The following is a 15,571-nucleotide window of genomic DNA, read 5'->3' on the forward strand; positions in this document are numbered from 1 at the left end:
ACCCATGGACGCCCCTCAGACCGCTCCCTCGGCCGCCGAGTTTCTCGCCTCGGTGGAAATCCTGTCGCCGTTTTCGCGCGATGAGATCGAGCGTCTCGCCGATTACGCGCAGGCGCGGTTCTATTCGTTCGGCGAAACCGTCTGCTCCGCGGGTGAGACAGCCGACGGTCTGTACGTGGTGCGCTCCGGCACGGTGCGCCTCTTCACCGAGGAACACGGCAAGGAAACCAGCATCGGCGTGCGCAAATCGGGCGAGATCTTCGCCGACATCGCGATGCTGCGCGCCTACGTCCACGAGGCGTCGGTGCGGGCGTCGGCGAAAACCGAGTTGCTGTTCATTCCGCGCGAGGCGATCGAACCGGTTATCACCGGCAACCAGGCCGCGTTGGCATTTGTGGCCAGTTACGTAGCGATCAGTTCGGCCGGCGGCTTCGTCGCGCAGTTGTTCGATCTGCGCGGCAAACTGAACAAGGCGGAACTCGAGGAATACGTGCGTAGCGTCGGCGTGAAACGCGTGGCGGCAGGCAAGGAAATTTTCAAACAGGAGGGCCGCGACGACCGGCGGCTCTACGTGGTGCGGCAGGGTGAAGTGCGTATCGTCCGGCAGGAAGAGGGCCAGGATTACACGCTTGCCACGCTAGGCGAAGGAGAGATATTCGGCGAGAAAGCGTGTTTGATGCGTCAGGAGCAGATGGCCTCGGCCGTGGCGGTAACCGATACGCGCCTGCTGGTAATTCCCGAGCGCACGGTCCATTTCATTCTGGAGCGCAACCCCAAACTCCGCGAAGTGCTCGACGAGCGGATTCGCTATGGCGACCGTGAATTGCAGCGGCAAAAGCGCCTCGAACAGCGGCGCAAGTTGCCGTTGATGCTCGACTTGCAGAGCAAACCGGAGTTCGGCGAAAAGGTCATCAAACGCTTCGCGCTGGTCGAGCAGGCGGAGGAAATGGATTGCGGCGCCGCGTGCCTCGCGATGGTGTGCCGCCACTACGGCATTCCCATGACGCTCGGCAAGTTGCGCGAGCTGGCCAACGTCACGACCCAGGGCGCGACACTCGACAGTCTCGCACGCGCCGGTGAATCGCTCGGTTTCACTGCGCGTGGCGTGCAGTGCACGTTCGACTCGTTGCGGGGCTTCGATCTGCCGTTCATCGTGCATTGGGAGGGCTATCACTACGTGGTGGTGTACGGGCTCTCCAAAGACTACGTTTGGGTGGCGGACCCGGCGGTCGGGTTCAGAAAGCTGAGCGTCGAGGATTTCGAGCGCGGCTGGAGCGGCACCTGTCTGCTCTTTACGGGTGGCCCGCATCTATTGCAAATGTCGGCTGCCCGTTCGCCGTGGATACGCTTTGTCGGCTACCTCACGCCGTACAAGAAGATTCTCGGCCACCTGTTTCTCGCCACCTTTGTGATCCAGGTATTAGGCGTGATTCCCCCGCTGATTATCCAGAACATTCTGGACGGCGTGATCGTGCATCAGAACGTCAGTCTGCTGCATCTGCTGATTGGCGGCCTGATTATCGCCAACGTGTTTTCGCAATTGATGTCGTCGATTCGCGCCTACCTCGCGAACTTCATGGTGCGCAACATGGACTTTGCGATGATGTCGCAGTTCTTCAAGCACACGCTGTCGCTGCCATTTTCGTTTTTCGCCAAGCGTAAGACCGGCGATATCTTCGCGCGCTTCCAGGAGAACCAGACGATTCGCGCGTTTCTCACCGAATCCACGGTGACCACGGCGCTGAACCTGCTGATGGTGTTCATCTACTTCACGATCATGTTTGTCTACAACGTGAAGATGACGCTGGTGCTGATCGCGTTCGTGATTCCGATCATGGCGTTGACCGCGATCGCCACCCCCAAAATTAAAGGTTACGCGCGCGAGGTCTTCACTGCGTCGACGGAGTCGAAGTCGTTTCTGATGGAAGCGCTCGCCGGGGTGGAAACGATCAAGGGTATGGGGATCGAGCGGCCGGTGCGATTGCGTTGGGAGAAGAAGTACGCAAAGGCGCTTGAAGTGCAATATCGCGCTCACGCATTCAACATACTCGTCGGCCTTGGCAGTCAATTGCTGAATGCGGCAACGACCATCGCCATTCTCTGGGTCGGTGCAAATCTGGTGCTGGCGCGTGAGATGACGATCGGTCAGTTGATTGCCTTTAATGCGTTCATGGGCAGCGTACTGGGTCCGTTGATGGGACTGGTCGGCTTGTGGAGCATGTTGAATGATGCAGGCGTGGCGATGGAACGCCTCGGTGACGTGCTCGATATCGAGCCCGAGCAGAAGCCGCAGGATTTGCCGTCGCGCGTGATGCTGCCCGAACTGCAAGGCGAAATCAGCCTGAGCGGTGTCTATTTCCGTTACGGCGACAATGATTCGTCGTACGTGCTTGAGAACATCAGCTTCGACATCAAACCGGGTGAGCTGGTGGCGATCGTGGGGCGCAGCGGTTCTGGTAAAACGACCCTGGCCAAGTTACTAGTCGGTTTCTACACGCCGAGCGAGGGCAAGATGACGATCGACGGCTACGATCTCGGTGTGGTCGACAAAGCCTATTACCGCGCGCAGATCGGCTATGTGATGCAGAGCAATCTACTGTTCTCCGGCACGATTGCGGAGAACATTGCGAGCGGCGACGACGCGCCCGAGCGGCGCCGTATCGAGGAAGTCGCGAAGATGGCCGACGCGCACGCCTTTATCAGCAAGATGCCGCTCGGCTATGAGCAGATTGTCGGCGAGCGGGGGATTGGGCTCTCCGGCGGGCAGATCCAGCGGCTTTGCATTGCGCGTGCGCTGTATCACGATCCACGTCTGCTGGTTTTCGACGAGGCCACCTCCGCGCTGGATTCGCAGTCGGAAAGCAATATCCTCGGCAATATGCACGACATTCTGAAGGGCCGAACGGCGGTGATCATTGCGCATCGGCTCAGCACGATCATGCGTGCGGACAAGATTATCGTGCTGTATGAGGGAGCGATCGTCGAACAGGGGCGTCACGACGAACTGATCGCACGCGGCGGCATGTATTACCAACTGGTCCAGAAACAGCTGAGCGCGTGATGATGAAAATACTCGACCAGATTGAGGAGACGAGCCCGGCAATTTCTTATGCCGGACTGCTGGAACGGATCGAGATTTTGCGTTCCACGCTGCGCTGGTCGTCGCGGCTGGAGCGTGGCGATATCGACAAGCTCTTGCGGCAAGCCACGTCGTTGCGCGACGAGGTGATGCAACTCTCGCACAAGGAGCGTTTCGTGCAGGCGGCCGTGGCCGCCGGTCCGCAGGAGCGTGTCGAACTCTCCCGCAGTGCGCGCAGAAAAGCGCTGCTGGAGCGCAGCTTTATTTTCGAAGGCACGTTCGGCGACAATCCGCGCCTGCTCGAATCGCTCGAAATCGCGGAGAAGGCTGCGCCGACCGATCTGCCGGTGTTGATCGACGGGGAAAGCGGCACCGGCAAGGAGCTGATGGCGAAAGTGGTCCATGCAAACGGATCGCGAGCGGACAAGCCGTTTATTTCGGTGAATTGCGGCGCGATTCCCGACAACCTGCTTGAATCGGAATTGTTCGGGCATCGGAAGGGCGCGTTCACCGGGGCCTCGAATGATCGTAAAGGGAAATTCGAAAGCGCGCATACCGGCACGATCTTTCTCGACGAAATCGGCGAGTTGCCGCTGGCGGGCCAGGTGAAGCTACTGCGCGTGCTCGAAGCGCACGAGATTCAACGGGTAGGTTCCGACGAAACGATCGCGGTGGACACCCGCATTGTCGCGGCGACCAATCGCAATTTGCGGCAACTCAGCGAAGAGGGCCGGTTTCGTGAGGATCTGTTTTACCGTCTGAGTGTGATTCACGTCACGCTGCCGCCATTGCGCGAACGTCGCGACGAGATACCGTTGCTGATTGCATGGTTCGGCGACGAGGCGGCCGGTTCGTTGAAACGCAGGCCGATCAGATTGACCCCCCGTTTGCGCGATTTTCTGCTGAATTACGCGTACCCGGGGAATATCCGCGAGCTGCGCAACGTGATGTACCGGTTGTCGTGTCTCGCCGGCGGCATGGCGGACATCGATCACTTGCCGGTCGACATGCGGCCGGCGGCGCCGGGGTCGGCGGCGTCGTTAGCGAACGCGGCGAGCGCCAACGGCCAGCAACCGATCAGCGTGGCGAATCTGATGTCATTGAGCGACGCCAAGCGTGCCGCCAGCGACGACGCCGAAAAAGCCTTTCTCGAGCGAGGCCTGCGCGAAGTGAGTGGCACGGTGGCCGAACTGGCGCGGCGCATCGATATGAACCGCTCGCATTTGCAAATGCTGCTAAAAAAACACGGGCTGCACTCGAAGGACTTTCGCAATCGGAATACGGCAGCCGCGAATAAGAACGACGGGCACGATGAGGAAGACAGCGACGCATGAATTTGCTACGGCGCTGGATTCAACAGCGTTTTATCCGACGCATAGGGATCTTCCGCGTGCACCACCACGGCGGTGATGTTGTCGCGACCTCCCCGTGCTAGTGCCAGCGCGATCAATTCCTCCGATGCCGTGTCGCCGGCAGCCGTAGTTAGCACGGTGAGTATTTCATTGTCATCAACCTCGTTGCTGAGTCCATCGCTGCACAGCAGAAAGATGTCGCCGTCCGCGACTTCAATGGCATCGTCGTCGAGTTCGAGCGAATCCGTGGCGCCGACCGCGCGAGTGATCATATGTTGCGCGGGATGATGGCGCGCCTCTTCTTCGGTAATCACGCCGAGCGACTTGAGCTGTTCCACCTGACTATGATCGCGCGTGAGTTGGCGCAGGCTGCCTTCGCGCGCCAGATATAGACGGCTGTCGCCGGCCCACACGTAAGCGCAGAAGCGGTCGCACGCAATCATCGCCACGACCGTGCTGCCGATACGCTGCACCTGGCGACGCGCGGCTTCGTCCCTGAGTTGGCGGTTCGCGGCCTGCAGGCGCGCACGCGCATCGGCGACGCACGTCTTCATGCTGACGGTCGAGGCGAGCCGGCTCAGCGTGTCGATCACGAGGCGGCTCGCCAGATCGCCGACCGCGTGCCCGCCCATGCCGTCGGCGACGGCCCAGCGTCCGAGTTCGGGCTGGTCGAGGCAGGCATCTTCGTTGATCTCGCGGACGCGTCCGGCGTCGGAACGGGCGGACGACGTCCAGCGAAAGGGGCTGGCACAGGTCACAACGGCTACACCGTATCGTTTCTGCTGCGTGCGTCGGGGGAAACGTTGATGTTCGAATTCGCGCCGGTATTGTGGACGTCGACCGACTGGAACTGGTTGATCATCTGGTTAGCATAGAAGTTGTTGGACACCTCGTACAGGTTGACGACCGGACCAATGCTCGGCGTTTCCCGCACATAAGGTTGAATCCAGCCATATACCCACGGCGCGCCGCCGCCGCCGCGGATCGCCGCCATCGCTTTACGGTCGAGCGCGAGGTTGAGCGTGAGGTCGTTCACTGTGATGGAAGCCATATCGTTCTCCGGTTGGCCGCGTGCGTCATGCGCGTTGTTAACTGGGATTTGAACTCGATGGTGCAAGGGTTATGCCAATGAGCGGCGGCGTTCGACGTTGTGTCCGCAACGGGTTGGTGGCTGGGCGATTGCGCTCCTCAGCCCAAACTGCAAGGCGATGTGCGGTGCGTTAGAGGTCGGCTTTCGGCCAACAAGCGCGAGCGCGAACCGGTGTGGGACCCAACACTTCGAAACGGCGGGTAGCGCTTCGCCAGTGTCCGCTCTGTTACCCCGTAACGTGTCCGCAACAGCGTGACACGCACCAACATTTCGCATCGAATTCTGTTGGCTCGACACGCACACATTGCCCCGCCGAATCGCCGTGGGTATGGCGTTGTGCCCTTTAAACAAAGGCTTCGCCGCGCATGGCCCGGATCATGCAAAAGCTCTCGCAACAGTGTTGGAAATTGATGCGAGGCCAGCCATGAACACCTACCTTCTCCCGACGAATCACGCAGCCAGCGAAGAAGCGTCCACCATCGACCTGCCGATCGGCGCGCACCTCGTCACGCAACGCCGGGGTTACGAACATCACGGCATCTATGTCGGCAACGGCCGCGTGGTGCACTACGCGGGCTTCGCAAGCTCGACGCATCGCGGTCCGGTGGAAGAAGTGGAACTAGAACGCTTCGCCGCCGGCCATCCGCTGACGGTTCGCGCTACGCCGTCCGCCCGCTATGTCGGCGACGAAGCGGTGAGCCGCGCGCGTTCCCGTCTCGGTGAAAACCGTTACCGCCTGCTGACCAACAATTGCGAACACTTTTGCGCATGGTGCCTGCTCGGCGAAAGCCGTAGCGAACAGGTGCATTGCTGCTTGCGTCATCCGCGTGCCGGCATGCAAACGCTGGTGTGCCTCGTGAAGGCTTTTGTCGAAAGTGGCAACCGGGGTGTTCAGACTGCCGCCCGACTCGGCGCGCAACTGGCGTGAGCGCATCACACGGAATTCAGATTTCAGAGATCGAACGTTTTGAGGAGAGCATCATGGTTGCCGCAGAAAAGACCTTGCACTGGGCTGTCGACAAATGGCTCGCCCCGACCCCGTCGATGCCCGCCCGCGTCGTGCGGTTTTGCCACCGCGCTTCGCATCAGCGCTATGTCTGCGTGGAAGCGTTGCGGCCAGGCGGCTTGCTGTCGATCTTCTTCTTTCGCCACGACGACGGCTCGTGGAACGTGTTCCCGCCGCAAGCCGAGCGGCCGGCCATGAACGGCCATCGCCGGGCGGCGCTTTCCTAACTGGAGGGTTGGGCTGCCGCTTCCGTGACGATCCACTGGCTGAACAGCAGCATGGCCGGCGTCATCGGTTTGCCCTTCAGACAGGTCAGCCAATAGCTGCCCGCGTGGACCTCGACATCGAATGGGCGCACCAGCCGCCCTGTGTTGATCTCATGACCGAACATCAGTGCGGGCGCGAGCGCGATCCCCGCGCCCTGCATGGCCGCTTCCACCATCAAGCGCGATGAATCGAACACCGGCCCGCGAACCGGCCGTGGCGGAATGCCGGCCGCGTTGAACCAGTTCATCCAGTCGTCGCTGCGATAGGAGCGCAGCAAGGTTTCGTCGACGAGATCGGCGGGCTTCGACAGACGCCGGGCAATCTCGGGCGCGCACAGCAGCGACAGCGGCGCATCGAGCAGGCGCGTGGCGAGCGAACCGGGCCACGTGCCGTCGCCGAAACGGATCGCGAAGTCGAGGCCTTCGGTGGCGAGATCGACCAGGTTGTTGTTCGTCTGCAGTCGCAGTTCGACAAACGGATGCGCGTCGCGGAACGACTTGAGGCGCGGCATCAGCCAGCCGACCGCAAACGTGCCCACCACGCCGACCGTCAACACTTCATGGAAGTGGCCGCCTTCGAACTGCTTGAGTACCGCTTCGATGCGATCGAACGCGTCGGTCAGGACCGGACGCAGCGCGAGACCTTCGTCGGTCATGGCGAGGCCGCGCGGCAGGCGCTTGAAAAGCGCGGTGCCGAGACGCTCTTCCAGTGTTCTGACCTGCTGGCTCACGGCCGCCTGGGTCACGTTCAATTCGAGCGCCGCGCGCGTGAAACTCAAGTGTCGGGCCGACGATTCGAAGGCCCGTAGCGCGTTCAACGGCAGATAAGGTCGCATGACGAAGTCATAAGTTTTTCTTGGGAGTCGTCTAACTTATCATCGTTTGTCAGCGCGCGGCGGAAAACCGATAGTTGCGGCTTCACATAAGGAGCGGCAATGATCACGAGACGGAAATTCGCGGGCGCGATGCTGGGTGTGTCGATAGCTGGCGTTGCGGTTGGCAGCGTGGGCGCGTTCGGCAAGGCGGCGCCGAAAACGGGCAACGCGCCGCCGGAACGGGAACTGGCGAAAGCGGAAACGATCCGCCGGCGGCTCGCGCGGATCGAGGCGGAAAGCGGCGGCCGGCTCGGTGTATCGATCGTCGATACGACCTCGGGTCTGCACGCCGGCCTGCGCACCGACGAGCGTTTTCCGATGTGCAGCACGTTCAAGGTGCTGGCAGCGGGCGCGGTGCTGACGCGCGTGGATCGCGGTCAGGAGTCGCTCGCGCGTCGCATCGTTTTCTCGCAGCGCGACGTGGTGCCGAACTCGCCGGCCACGAGCCGGCATACGCGTGAGCGAACCGGCGAAGCGGGCATGAGCATCGCCGATTTGTGCAAGGCGGCGATCACGCTGAGCGACAACACGGCAGCCAATCTGTTGCTAAGCACGTTCGGCGGTCCGGCCGGATTGACCGCATTTGCGCGTGATCTCGGCGACGGCATTACGCGTCTGGATCGCATCGAGCCGACGCTCAACGAAGCGATTCCCGGCGATCCGCGCGACACCAGCACGCCGAATGCGATGCTTGGCAACTTGCGCGAACTGGTGCTCGGCGAGCATTTGTCTGCATCCTCTCGGGCGCAACTCCTTGCGTGGCTAGTGGCGAATGAAACCGGCGGCGCGCGGATTCGCGCGAAGCTGCCGCAGGATTGGGGCGTCGGCGACAAGACTGGTACCGGCGATCATGGCACGGCCAACGACATCGCGATTCTGTGGCCGCCTGGACGCGGGCCGGTGCTGGTGGCGGTTTATCTCACCGGAACGGATGGCGACGCGGCGCGCTGCAATGCGGCCATTGCGCAGGTGGGGGCGTTGGTGGTGCAGTCCGTTTGACCAGACTGGGGTGTGGAAAACTGCAGGGATTGAAGCGAGGGGTGTGGCGTTGAAGCGATTGAGCGAGGCCGGTTATGCGCCTCGCTCAATCGGCTGCCGTGAATATTTGGCGGTTTAGTGGCACTTTGCGATTTTCGAACCGACCGGCACTTGTGCCGCCGACGGAGCCCGTGCGGCAGCCGGCGGAAGCAGCTTGCCTTGCACCAGCAAGCTCACCGTCTTCACCGCCAGAATGCCGATGATCACGTTCGCGGCGATAAACAGAATCGGTGCAGCCCATTCGATCGGACCCGTCGCACCGCGTTCGACCATCCGGGCAGCCATTGTCGGCAGTGCGGCTACGCCGAAACTGAAGGCCCAGTAACCGGGTGCGAAGGCTTGCTGGCGGATCCACGGCAGCAGGCGCAGCAGCATCACGGCCTGGTAGAGACCATAACCGAGCAACATCAGTGCGAACAGATCCGGCGTACCGCTGGTCAGGCTCAGGTAGGCCACGCCGCCGACAACCGGCGGGGCAAGCTGAATGCCGAGCACGGGGCGCAACGCGGCCGGCAGCGGTTCGAGCACGGCGGCGCGGTGCAGCAGCATCGATTCAATGGCGAGCCATGAAAACAGGCCTGCGCCGAAAAACAGTACGCCGAGTTGATGAAAACCGAACGAGGCCGCCGCCGTACCCGCAACGAAGCTCGATGCGACACTCGGCAGGTACATGGCGGGCGTGGTCAGTTCAGGGTTACGGCCGCCTTTCCAGAGCCGTCCGTGCAGATAAGCACCGAGAGCCAGTTGCCCCACCATGGCCGCGCCGAATACACCGAGCGCCAACCGATGCTCATAAGGCTGCAGCAGTTGCGCGGCCAGCAGGCTCGACACCGGCACGAGCGCCGCGAACGACGACTGCACCGGGTGCTGCATTTCGGCGCGTGCTTCGTCGGCATTCGTCAGCCATTTACGTCCGTACGCCACCAGCACGGCCAGCCAGACGGCCAGCGCGACGGCCGTCATCAACGGTCCGATTTCGGCGGGCAGGTCCCACACCTTGATCGCCACGCGCCACAGATTGGCAAGCGCCAGCGCGCCCACCGCGATACCGAAGAAACTCACTGGAATCGTCCCACGATTGCCGTTCATCACCGTACCTCCGACTGTCGTTGCGACGCGCTCCGATGTTCTGGCCTACGCGTTCGATGACGTACTGTAAAAGGCGGCGGCATAGCCGTAAACGCGGGAAAAGCTCAACAAATCGCGCAAGCGTCTCAAGGTGGATCGGGGCATCGCGGGCCGCCCGCTCAGGGCAGATGACGCTCCGGCTCGCCCGTGTACGTGTAGTCCATCTGACGCGGCATCGGCCCTTTGTTGCGCTCATGGCGTCCGCGCTGTTCCCACGCGTGCGACAGAATCCCGACCGCACGCGACAGGCAGAAAACGCCACGCGCCAGTTCCGGCGCGAAACCGAGTTCGGCGTAGATCACCGCAGTCGCGCCGTCGATATTCATCGGCACGGGTTTGCTCTTGCGGCGCTGGAGCAGCGCCTCGATGCCGCGCGCGATCGTCGCATAGCGTCCGCTGATGTGCCCCTCGGCGACGCTCGCGTCGACCAGCGCAAGCAGTCGCACCGCGCGCGGATCGACCGGATGGAAACGGTGGCCGAAACCGGGCAGATATTTGCCGTGCGCCGTGGTGAAGGCATCCACGCCTTGTTCGACCGCGTGTTCCAGCGTCGCGCCCGCTTCCATCAGTGCGCCGATCGAGTCGTACAGCTCGACCGCCTGCTGTCCGGCGCCGCCGTGCACGTCGTCCAGCGCGTTGATCGCCGAGGCCATCGCGCCGTTCAAGGGCAGGCCGCAACTGGTCGCCATCCGCGAAATCGCAATGGAAGGCGCATGGGGGCCATGATCGACGGAAGCCACCAGCGCGGCTTCGAACAAACGCGCCTGCGCCGCGTCGGGCAATTCGCCGCGCAGCATCAGCCATATCATCTGCGGAAAGCTGACGTTGCCGATCAGCTCCTGAATCGGAAAGCCGCGCACCTTGATCGACCCCGGGTGGATGTCGATGATGGCGGTGCTCCAATAGTCGGCGGCGAGCCTGGCCGCGTCGAATGTTTGCGTCATGGTCAGATCACTCCTTCGGCGCGCAGTTGGTCGATGTGCGCGTCGTCGTAGCCGAGCGCGCCGAGTTGTTCGCGGGTATGCGCCGAAAGGACTGGCGCAGGGGTGGCGGGCGCGGTATCCGCGTCATGCAGACGGAAACCCGCGCGCGTCACGCGTTGCCGGTCGGTGTCTTGCGTGCCGGCAAATTCGCGGATAAACGCGCGCGATTCCAGATGCGGATGCGCGAGAATTTCCGGCACCGACATCACGCGGCCGGCCGGCACGCCCGCTTCGAAGCACTTCGCTTCCCAGTTCGAGGCGCTGTCGTTCGCGAGGGCGGCTTCGATCTCCGCCTTCAACGCCGCGCGATTCACCTTGCGCGCATTGCGTTCGGCGAAGCGCGGATCGTCGAGCAGGTCCGCGCGGCCGATCAGTTCGCACAGGCTCGCGAACTGTTTGTTTTCGTTGGCCGCGATATTGAGCGGGCCGTCGCCGGTCTTGAAGGTGCCCGAGGGCGCCGCAGTGAAATTCTCGTTGCCCATCGGCGTCGGCGTGACACCGGCGTTCAGGTAGTTCGACACGACCCAACCCATGGTCGCGAGCGTGGCTTCGAGCATCGACACGTCGAGCATGCGGCCGTGTCCGGTGGTCCGCGCGTCGAGCAGCGCCGCGCAAATGCCGAACGCGGCGGTGAGGCCGCCCACGGTGTCCGACACCGGATAGCCGACGCGTAACGGTGCGCTGTCGGCGTCGCCGGTCACGCTCATCACACCGGAAATGCCTTGAATGATCTGATCGTAGGCCGGGCGCTTCGCGAACTCGCCGTCCATGCCGAAGCCGGAGATCGCGCAATACACGAGCTTCGGATTGACCTCGCGCAGCGCGTCGAAATCGAGCCCGAGGCGCGTCATCACGCCGGGCCGGAAATTTTCGACGAGCACGTCGGCGGTCTTGACGAGCTCACGCAGAATTTCCTTGCCGCGCGGATCTTTCAGATTGAGCGTGACGGACTGCTTGCCCGCGTTGACCGCGACGAACGAGGCGCCCATGTTGCGCGCCGACGCTTCCTTGTCGGCGCCCAGCCGTCGCGCGAGATCGCCGCCTTCGGGATGCTCGACCTTGATTACTTCGGCGCCGAGCAGCGCGAGTTGATAAGCGCAAAACGGCCCCGCCAATACATTCGATAAGTCCAGTACGCGGACTCCAGCCAATGGCAGCGTCATGTCAAAAGCCTCTGGTTCAATGCGAGATTTCGTCGAGATTGAGGTTGTTGGTGCGCGGCCCGAAAATGCCGATTGCGCCCATCACCATCACCATCGACACGCTGATGAGCGCGAACACACCGGTTACGTCGAAGTGACGCAACGCGAACGCGATCATGAAGCCCGAGAACATCGCGGACAGGCGCGACATCGAATAAACGAAGCCGACGGCGCGTGCTCGCAACCGCGTGGGGAAGAGCTCGGTTTGATACGCGTGATAGCCGACCGAGAGCAGCGTGCCGCACAACGTGATCAGCACACCGAGCGTCATCAGCATGGCGGGCGAGGTTTGCGTGGCAAAGAGGCTGCCGAAAATGACAATGCCGAGTGCCGACAGCACGATCAGCGTCTTGCGTTCGATCCGGTCCGCGATCGCCATGCCGAGCAACGGTCCGAACGGATTCGAAATCGCAATGACGAACGAATACAGCAGGCTGTGCGTGATCGTCACGCCTTTGGACACCAGCAGGGTCGGCACCCACGAAGCGAAGCCGTAAAACCCGATCGCCTGGAACAGGTTGAACACGAGCATCGTGATCGCGCGACGGCGATACGGCGGTTGCCAGATTTCGCGGAAAGCGGCTTTGGTCGTGGCCGGTTCGACGGTCGGCACGGGCGGCGGCAACGGCTTGCCGTATTGCGCGGCGACCTTGGCTTCCAGCGTCTGCAACACCTGCTCGGCTTCGGCGGTGCGTCCTTGTTGCGCGAGCCAGCGCGGGCTTTCCGGCACGCGACGGCGAATCGCCCATACCACCACCGCGCCCAATGCGCCGATGATGACGACCCAGCGCCAGCCATCGAGTCCGAACGGCGTGCGTGGCACCAGCCACCACGCAAGGAACGCGACCGAGGGCACGGCGGTGTACTGCACGAGATGGACGAACGCGAACGCGCGGCCGCGCAGATGCTTCGGCACGAGTTCGCTGACGTAGGTGTCGATCGTCACCAGTTCGACACCCACACCGATGCCGGCGATCAGCCGCCACAGATTGATGGCCGGCGCCGAGGTTTGGAACGCCATGACGAGCGTGGCGACGGAGTACCACAGCAGCGACACGGTAAAGACGGTCTTGCGGCCATAACGGTCGGCCATGCCCGCCAGAAAGAACGTGCCGATGAACAGCCCGGCGAACGACGCCGCCACGAACGCGCCGAGACCCGACACGCCGAAGAACGACGCGGTGGTCGTTGCGTACATGCCGGTCTTGACGAGGCCGGGCCCGACATAGGCGGTGAAAAACAGATCGTAGAACTCGAACCAGCCGCCGATCGACAGCAGGAATACCAGCATCCACACCGCGCGCGTGGCGGGCAGACGGTCGATGCGCGCGTTGATGCCGGGCGTGAGCCCCGGCGTCCCGGCGGTTGAATCGGACGACGCGCGTCGCGCATCGATCGGCAGGCTGGCCATGGAATCCTCCTTTGGCGGTCTCGGCTTCCAATCGTTCTATTAGACAGAACGATGTTCTATTAAATGGATTGGCCGAGAGTAGTCCGACTGAGGGGCGCGAGGAATCGGGGGTTTTACCTAGAGCGCGGAACGGGAAGGGAGAACAGGCGGGCCGGCGGAGTTAGCCAGCCACAGGGTGGCCGGCACCGGAACGGCCGCTGGCCGTCCGCTGCCTGATTACGGGGCGAGGCGTTGCAGCGTCTGCAGCAGGGTGTCGAACGAAAGCGGCTTGCGCGCGTATTCGATATGAGGATTTGGCTGGACGGCGATGTCCGCCGCCGCACTGCAGAGCAGGATCGGAATATCGCGTAGATCGGCGTCGGCGTTCAGCACCGCGCACAGTTGCTGCCCGGACATGATCGGCATCATGCAATCCGACACGATGATGTCGGGCCGGGTCTTGCGTATCTGTTCGAGCGCGGCGGCTCCGTTCGACGCCGTCAGCACCGTATAGCCATGCCGCTCCAGCAGCAGTCGCCAGACCGTGAGAATGTCGAACTCGTCGTCCACGACCAGAATGGTTTTCATGGGCGGCTAGGGATTTCGTCGCGGTTGCAGCGTGGCCGACAAGCCGGGCGCCGACACCACACTGGCGGGACCGACCGCGCTCGCGATCACGTCGAGACCGTCGGACGAAATCACCAGCTCGCGCAACGACGTGTCGTGCGCGCTTTCGCGTTGCTTGACCACGGAAATCATCCGGCGCAAACCAGCGTCGGTTTCGGCGTAGCGCAACAGCACGAGGTTTTCGGTCAAGGCCGACACGCGCACGCTCTTCGCGTGGCCGGGGTCGGCGTACAGCGGTAACTCCTCCGTGAGCAGCGTGGTGACGCAGGCTTCGCGAAGCTGGTGCAGAAAGGCATTGAGGAACAGGCCGAAGCGCTCGGTGCGCAGCGCCGAGTCGCGGAATCCCTCCACGCCGTCGATCACGATACGCGTGGCGCCGATTCGTTTGACCGTTGCGAGCGCGGTGGCCGCGAGTTCGTCGACGGCAAGTTCAATAGCCGGCTGCCATTGAATCATCAGGCGGCCGTCCGCGTGCGCGTCGGCCAGCGCGATCGATACGGCCTCGGCCTTGCCGATCAACCGCTGAGGCCCTTCGTAAAAGCCCAGGTACACGCAGCGTTCGCCGCGCGCCACGCCGGCCGCGAGGAATTGCAGGCAGAGGAGCGTCTTGCCGACGCCCGACGGCCCGATCAGCGTGGTCGTGGAGCCTTGTGCGAAGCCGCCGCCGAGCAGGGCGTCGAGATGCGGCAGACCGAAGCCGAGGCGCGATTTCAGATCCACCGGCCCGGGCGGCGCGGCGCACTGCGCCTCCATGCGCGGGAACATCAGCAGGCCGCTTTCGGCGATGCGGAAGAAGTGCTTGCCCATCAAGTGATTGCGCGCGCGCATCTTGTGCACTTCGATTTCGCGGGCGCGGCGCATGCCGTCGTTATAGCGGTTCAGCTCGATCAGGCCGTCGACCAGCGTGTGCTCCGGATGCGGCTCGTTGCCCGAGAGCGGCGCGAGTAGCAAGGTGGTGCAGTCCATGGCCGCGACCAGCGCGTTCAGCTCGTGGATGAACTTCGACAGCGACAGTTCGGTTTCGCTGAATTCGCGCGCGCTGCGAAACCCGTCGATGATCATCAGGCTCGGCCGGTAGTCGTAGATGCTCGACGCGATCAGTTTCAGGAAGCCGTCGAGGCCGTCCTGCATCAATTCGTGGTAGCCGGACACGAATAGCATTTGCTGCGCGACCGCGTTCTCGTCGAAGAAACTCAGGCCTTTGAGGTGGCTCAGCAGTTTGTCGTGCGATTCGGCGATCAAGGTCATGTACAGCACCTTTTCGCCCCGGCTTACGCGATGAAAGCCGATCTGGCTCGACAGGATCGTCTTGCCCGCGCCGGCCATGCCTTCCAGCAGATAGACGCCGCCGCGGACCAGCCCGCCGCCCAGGATCTCGTCGAGCCCCGGCACACCCGTTTCCACATTGGCGCGGGCCGCGTCATTCCGGGCCGCGCTCGAGCCGCTGGGCTCCGGCGAGGAAGACGTCTGGGATTCGTGGATAGTCATGTCGATGTGTCGTTCAAAGTGCGGAGAAGCGACGGCTATTGCGTGAC

At 62.8% G+C, this 15,571-nt stretch carries 14 protein-coding genes; 5 read left to right on the top strand and 9 right to left on the bottom strand.

What is annotated here, in order from left to right; genetic code table 11:
* The first annotated feature begins 4 nt into the window (after positions 1-4).
* Positions 5-3,061, top strand: a complete 3,057-nt coding sequence (locus tag B0G83_RS01520; protein WP_105505667.1) for a peptidase domain-containing ABC transporter — start codon at positions 5-7, stop codon at positions 3,059-3,061.
* Positions 3,061-4,413, top strand: coding sequence for a sigma-54-dependent Fis family transcriptional regulator (locus B0G83_RS01525; RefSeq protein ID WP_105505668.1), 1,353 nt, complete (start codon positions 3,061-3,063; stop codon positions 4,411-4,413). Before B0G83_RS01520 ends, B0G83_RS01525 begins: the two co-directional genes overlap by 1 nt.
* Before the next feature lie 5 nt (positions 4,414-4,418).
* Here the strand turns inward: B0G83_RS01525 and B0G83_RS01530 are convergent, their stop codons facing one another.
* Positions 4,419-5,189 carry a PP2C family serine/threonine-protein phosphatase gene (locus B0G83_RS01530; protein ID WP_105505669.1) on the bottom strand — a complete coding sequence of 257 codons (771 nt, stop codon included), beginning with the start codon at positions 5,187-5,189 and terminating at the stop codon, positions 4,419-4,421.
* A 5-nt stretch (positions 5,190-5,194) separates the two neighbouring features.
* Positions 5,195-5,482, bottom strand: coding sequence for a hypothetical protein (locus B0G83_RS01535; protein WP_035559792.1), 288 nt, complete (start codon positions 5,480-5,482; stop codon positions 5,195-5,197).
* Positions 5,483-5,945: 463 nt separating this feature from the next.
* Between B0G83_RS01535 and B0G83_RS01540 the strand changes: the two genes are divergently transcribed.
* Together B0G83_RS01540 and B0G83_RS01545 are read left to right on the top strand one after the other, a co-directional pair.
* Entirely contained in the window at positions 5,946-6,449 is a 504-nt protein-coding gene (locus B0G83_RS01540; RefSeq protein WP_105505670.1) for a lecithin retinol acyltransferase family protein, read from the top strand.
* A 53-nt stretch (positions 6,450-6,502) separates the two neighbouring features.
* Positions 6,503-6,754, top strand: coding sequence for a hypothetical protein (locus tag B0G83_RS01545; protein WP_105505671.1), 252 nt, complete (start codon positions 6,503-6,505; stop codon positions 6,752-6,754).
* Here B0G83_RS01545 and B0G83_RS01550 read toward each other — a convergent pair.
* Entirely contained in the window at positions 6,751-7,629 is an 879-nt protein-coding gene (locus tag B0G83_RS01550; RefSeq protein WP_105505672.1) for a LysR family transcriptional regulator, read from the bottom strand. The two genes, B0G83_RS01545 and B0G83_RS01550, sit on opposite strands and share 4 nt — an antisense overlap.
* Positions 7,630-7,728: 99 nt before the next feature.
* On the opposite strand from B0G83_RS01550, the gene bla reads away from it, so the two are divergent.
* Positions 7,729-8,667 (top strand): class A beta-lactamase, encoded by a 939-nt coding sequence (gene bla, locus B0G83_RS01555; RefSeq protein WP_105505673.1) that lies wholly within the window; start codon positions 7,729-7,731, stop codon positions 8,665-8,667.
* A 114-nt stretch (positions 8,668-8,781) separates the two neighbouring features.
* On the opposite strand, the gene tehA is transcribed toward bla, so the two are convergent.
* The 6 genes from tehA to B0G83_RS01585 all read right to left on the bottom strand — a co-directional run bounded on the left by tehA (position 8,782) and on the right by B0G83_RS01585 (position 15,524).
* Entirely contained in the window at positions 8,782-9,795 is a 1,014-nt protein-coding gene (gene tehA, locus B0G83_RS01560; RefSeq protein ID WP_105505674.1) for a dicarboxylate transporter/tellurite-resistance protein TehA, read from the bottom strand.
* Between the two features lie 158 nt (positions 9,796-9,953).
* On the bottom strand, positions 9,954-10,778 hold the full coding sequence (locus B0G83_RS01565; RefSeq protein WP_181156658.1) for a citryl-CoA lyase: 825 nt from the start codon (positions 10,776-10,778) through the stop codon (positions 9,954-9,956).
* Positions 10,779-10,780: 2 nt separating this feature from the next.
* Complete coding sequence (locus B0G83_RS01570; RefSeq protein ID WP_105505676.1) at positions 10,781-11,980, bottom strand: CaiB/BaiF CoA-transferase family protein; 1,200 nt, start codon at positions 11,978-11,980, stop codon at positions 10,781-10,783.
* A 16-nt stretch (positions 11,981-11,996) separates the two neighbouring features.
* Positions 11,997-13,430 (bottom strand): MFS transporter, encoded by a 1,434-nt coding sequence (locus tag B0G83_RS01575; protein ID WP_105505677.1) that lies wholly within the window; start codon positions 13,428-13,430, stop codon positions 11,997-11,999.
* A 216-nt stretch (positions 13,431-13,646) separates the two neighbouring features.
* Positions 13,647-13,997 carry a response regulator gene (locus B0G83_RS01580; protein ID WP_105505678.1) on the bottom strand — a complete coding sequence of 117 codons (351 nt, stop codon included), beginning with the start codon at positions 13,995-13,997 and terminating at the stop codon, positions 13,647-13,649.
* Positions 13,998-14,003: 6 nt separating this feature from the next.
* A complete protein-coding gene (locus B0G83_RS01585; RefSeq protein ID WP_258167639.1) occupies positions 14,004-15,524 on the bottom strand; it encodes an ATPase domain-containing protein in 1,521 nt (506 codons plus the stop codon).
* Positions 15,525-15,571 lie beyond the last annotated feature (47 nt).

This window comes from Paraburkholderia sp. BL21I4N1 (assembly GCF_002973525.1).
Lineage (GTDB): Bacteria > Pseudomonadota > Gammaproteobacteria > Burkholderiales > Burkholderiaceae > Paraburkholderia.

Coding starts and splice junctions, on each gene's coding strand:
- B0G83_RS01520 (WP_105505667.1), top strand. CDS start 5: ATGGACGCCCCTCAGACCGCTCCCTCGGCCGCCGAGTTTCTCGCCTCG.
- B0G83_RS01525 (WP_105505668.1), top strand. CDS start 3,061: ATGATGAAAATACTCGACCAGATTGAGGAGACGAGCCCGGCAATTTCT.
- B0G83_RS01535 (WP_035559792.1), bottom strand. CDS start 5,482: ATGGCTTCCATCACAGTGAACGACCTCACGCTCAACCTCGCGCTCGAC.
- B0G83_RS01540 (WP_105505670.1), top strand. CDS start 5,946: ATGAACACCTACCTTCTCCCGACGAATCACGCAGCCAGCGAAGAAGCG.
- B0G83_RS01545 (WP_105505671.1), top strand. CDS start 6,503: ATGGTTGCCGCAGAAAAGACCTTGCACTGGGCTGTCGACAAATGGCTC.
- B0G83_RS01550 (WP_105505672.1), bottom strand. CDS start 7,629: ATGCGACCTTATCTGCCGTTGAACGCGCTACGGGCCTTCGAATCGTCG.
- bla (WP_105505673.1), top strand. CDS start 7,729: ATGATCACGAGACGGAAATTCGCGGGCGCGATGCTGGGTGTGTCGATA.
- tehA (WP_105505674.1), bottom strand. CDS start 9,795: ATGAACGGCAATCGTGGGACGATTCCAGTGAGTTTCTTCGGTATCGCG.
- B0G83_RS01565 (WP_181156658.1), bottom strand. CDS start 10,778: ATGACGCAAACATTCGACGCGGCCAGGCTCGCCGCCGACTATTGGAGC.
- B0G83_RS01570 (WP_105505676.1), bottom strand. CDS start 11,980: ATGACGCTGCCATTGGCTGGAGTCCGCGTACTGGACTTATCGAATGTA.
- B0G83_RS01575 (WP_105505677.1), bottom strand. CDS start 13,430: ATGGCCAGCCTGCCGATCGATGCGCGACGCGCGTCGTCCGATTCAACC.
- B0G83_RS01580 (WP_105505678.1), bottom strand. CDS start 13,997: ATGAAAACCATTCTGGTCGTGGACGACGAGTTCGACATTCTCACGGTC.
- B0G83_RS01585 (WP_258167639.1), bottom strand. CDS start 15,524: ATGACTATCCACGAATCCCAGACGTCTTCCTCGCCGGAGCCCAGCGGC.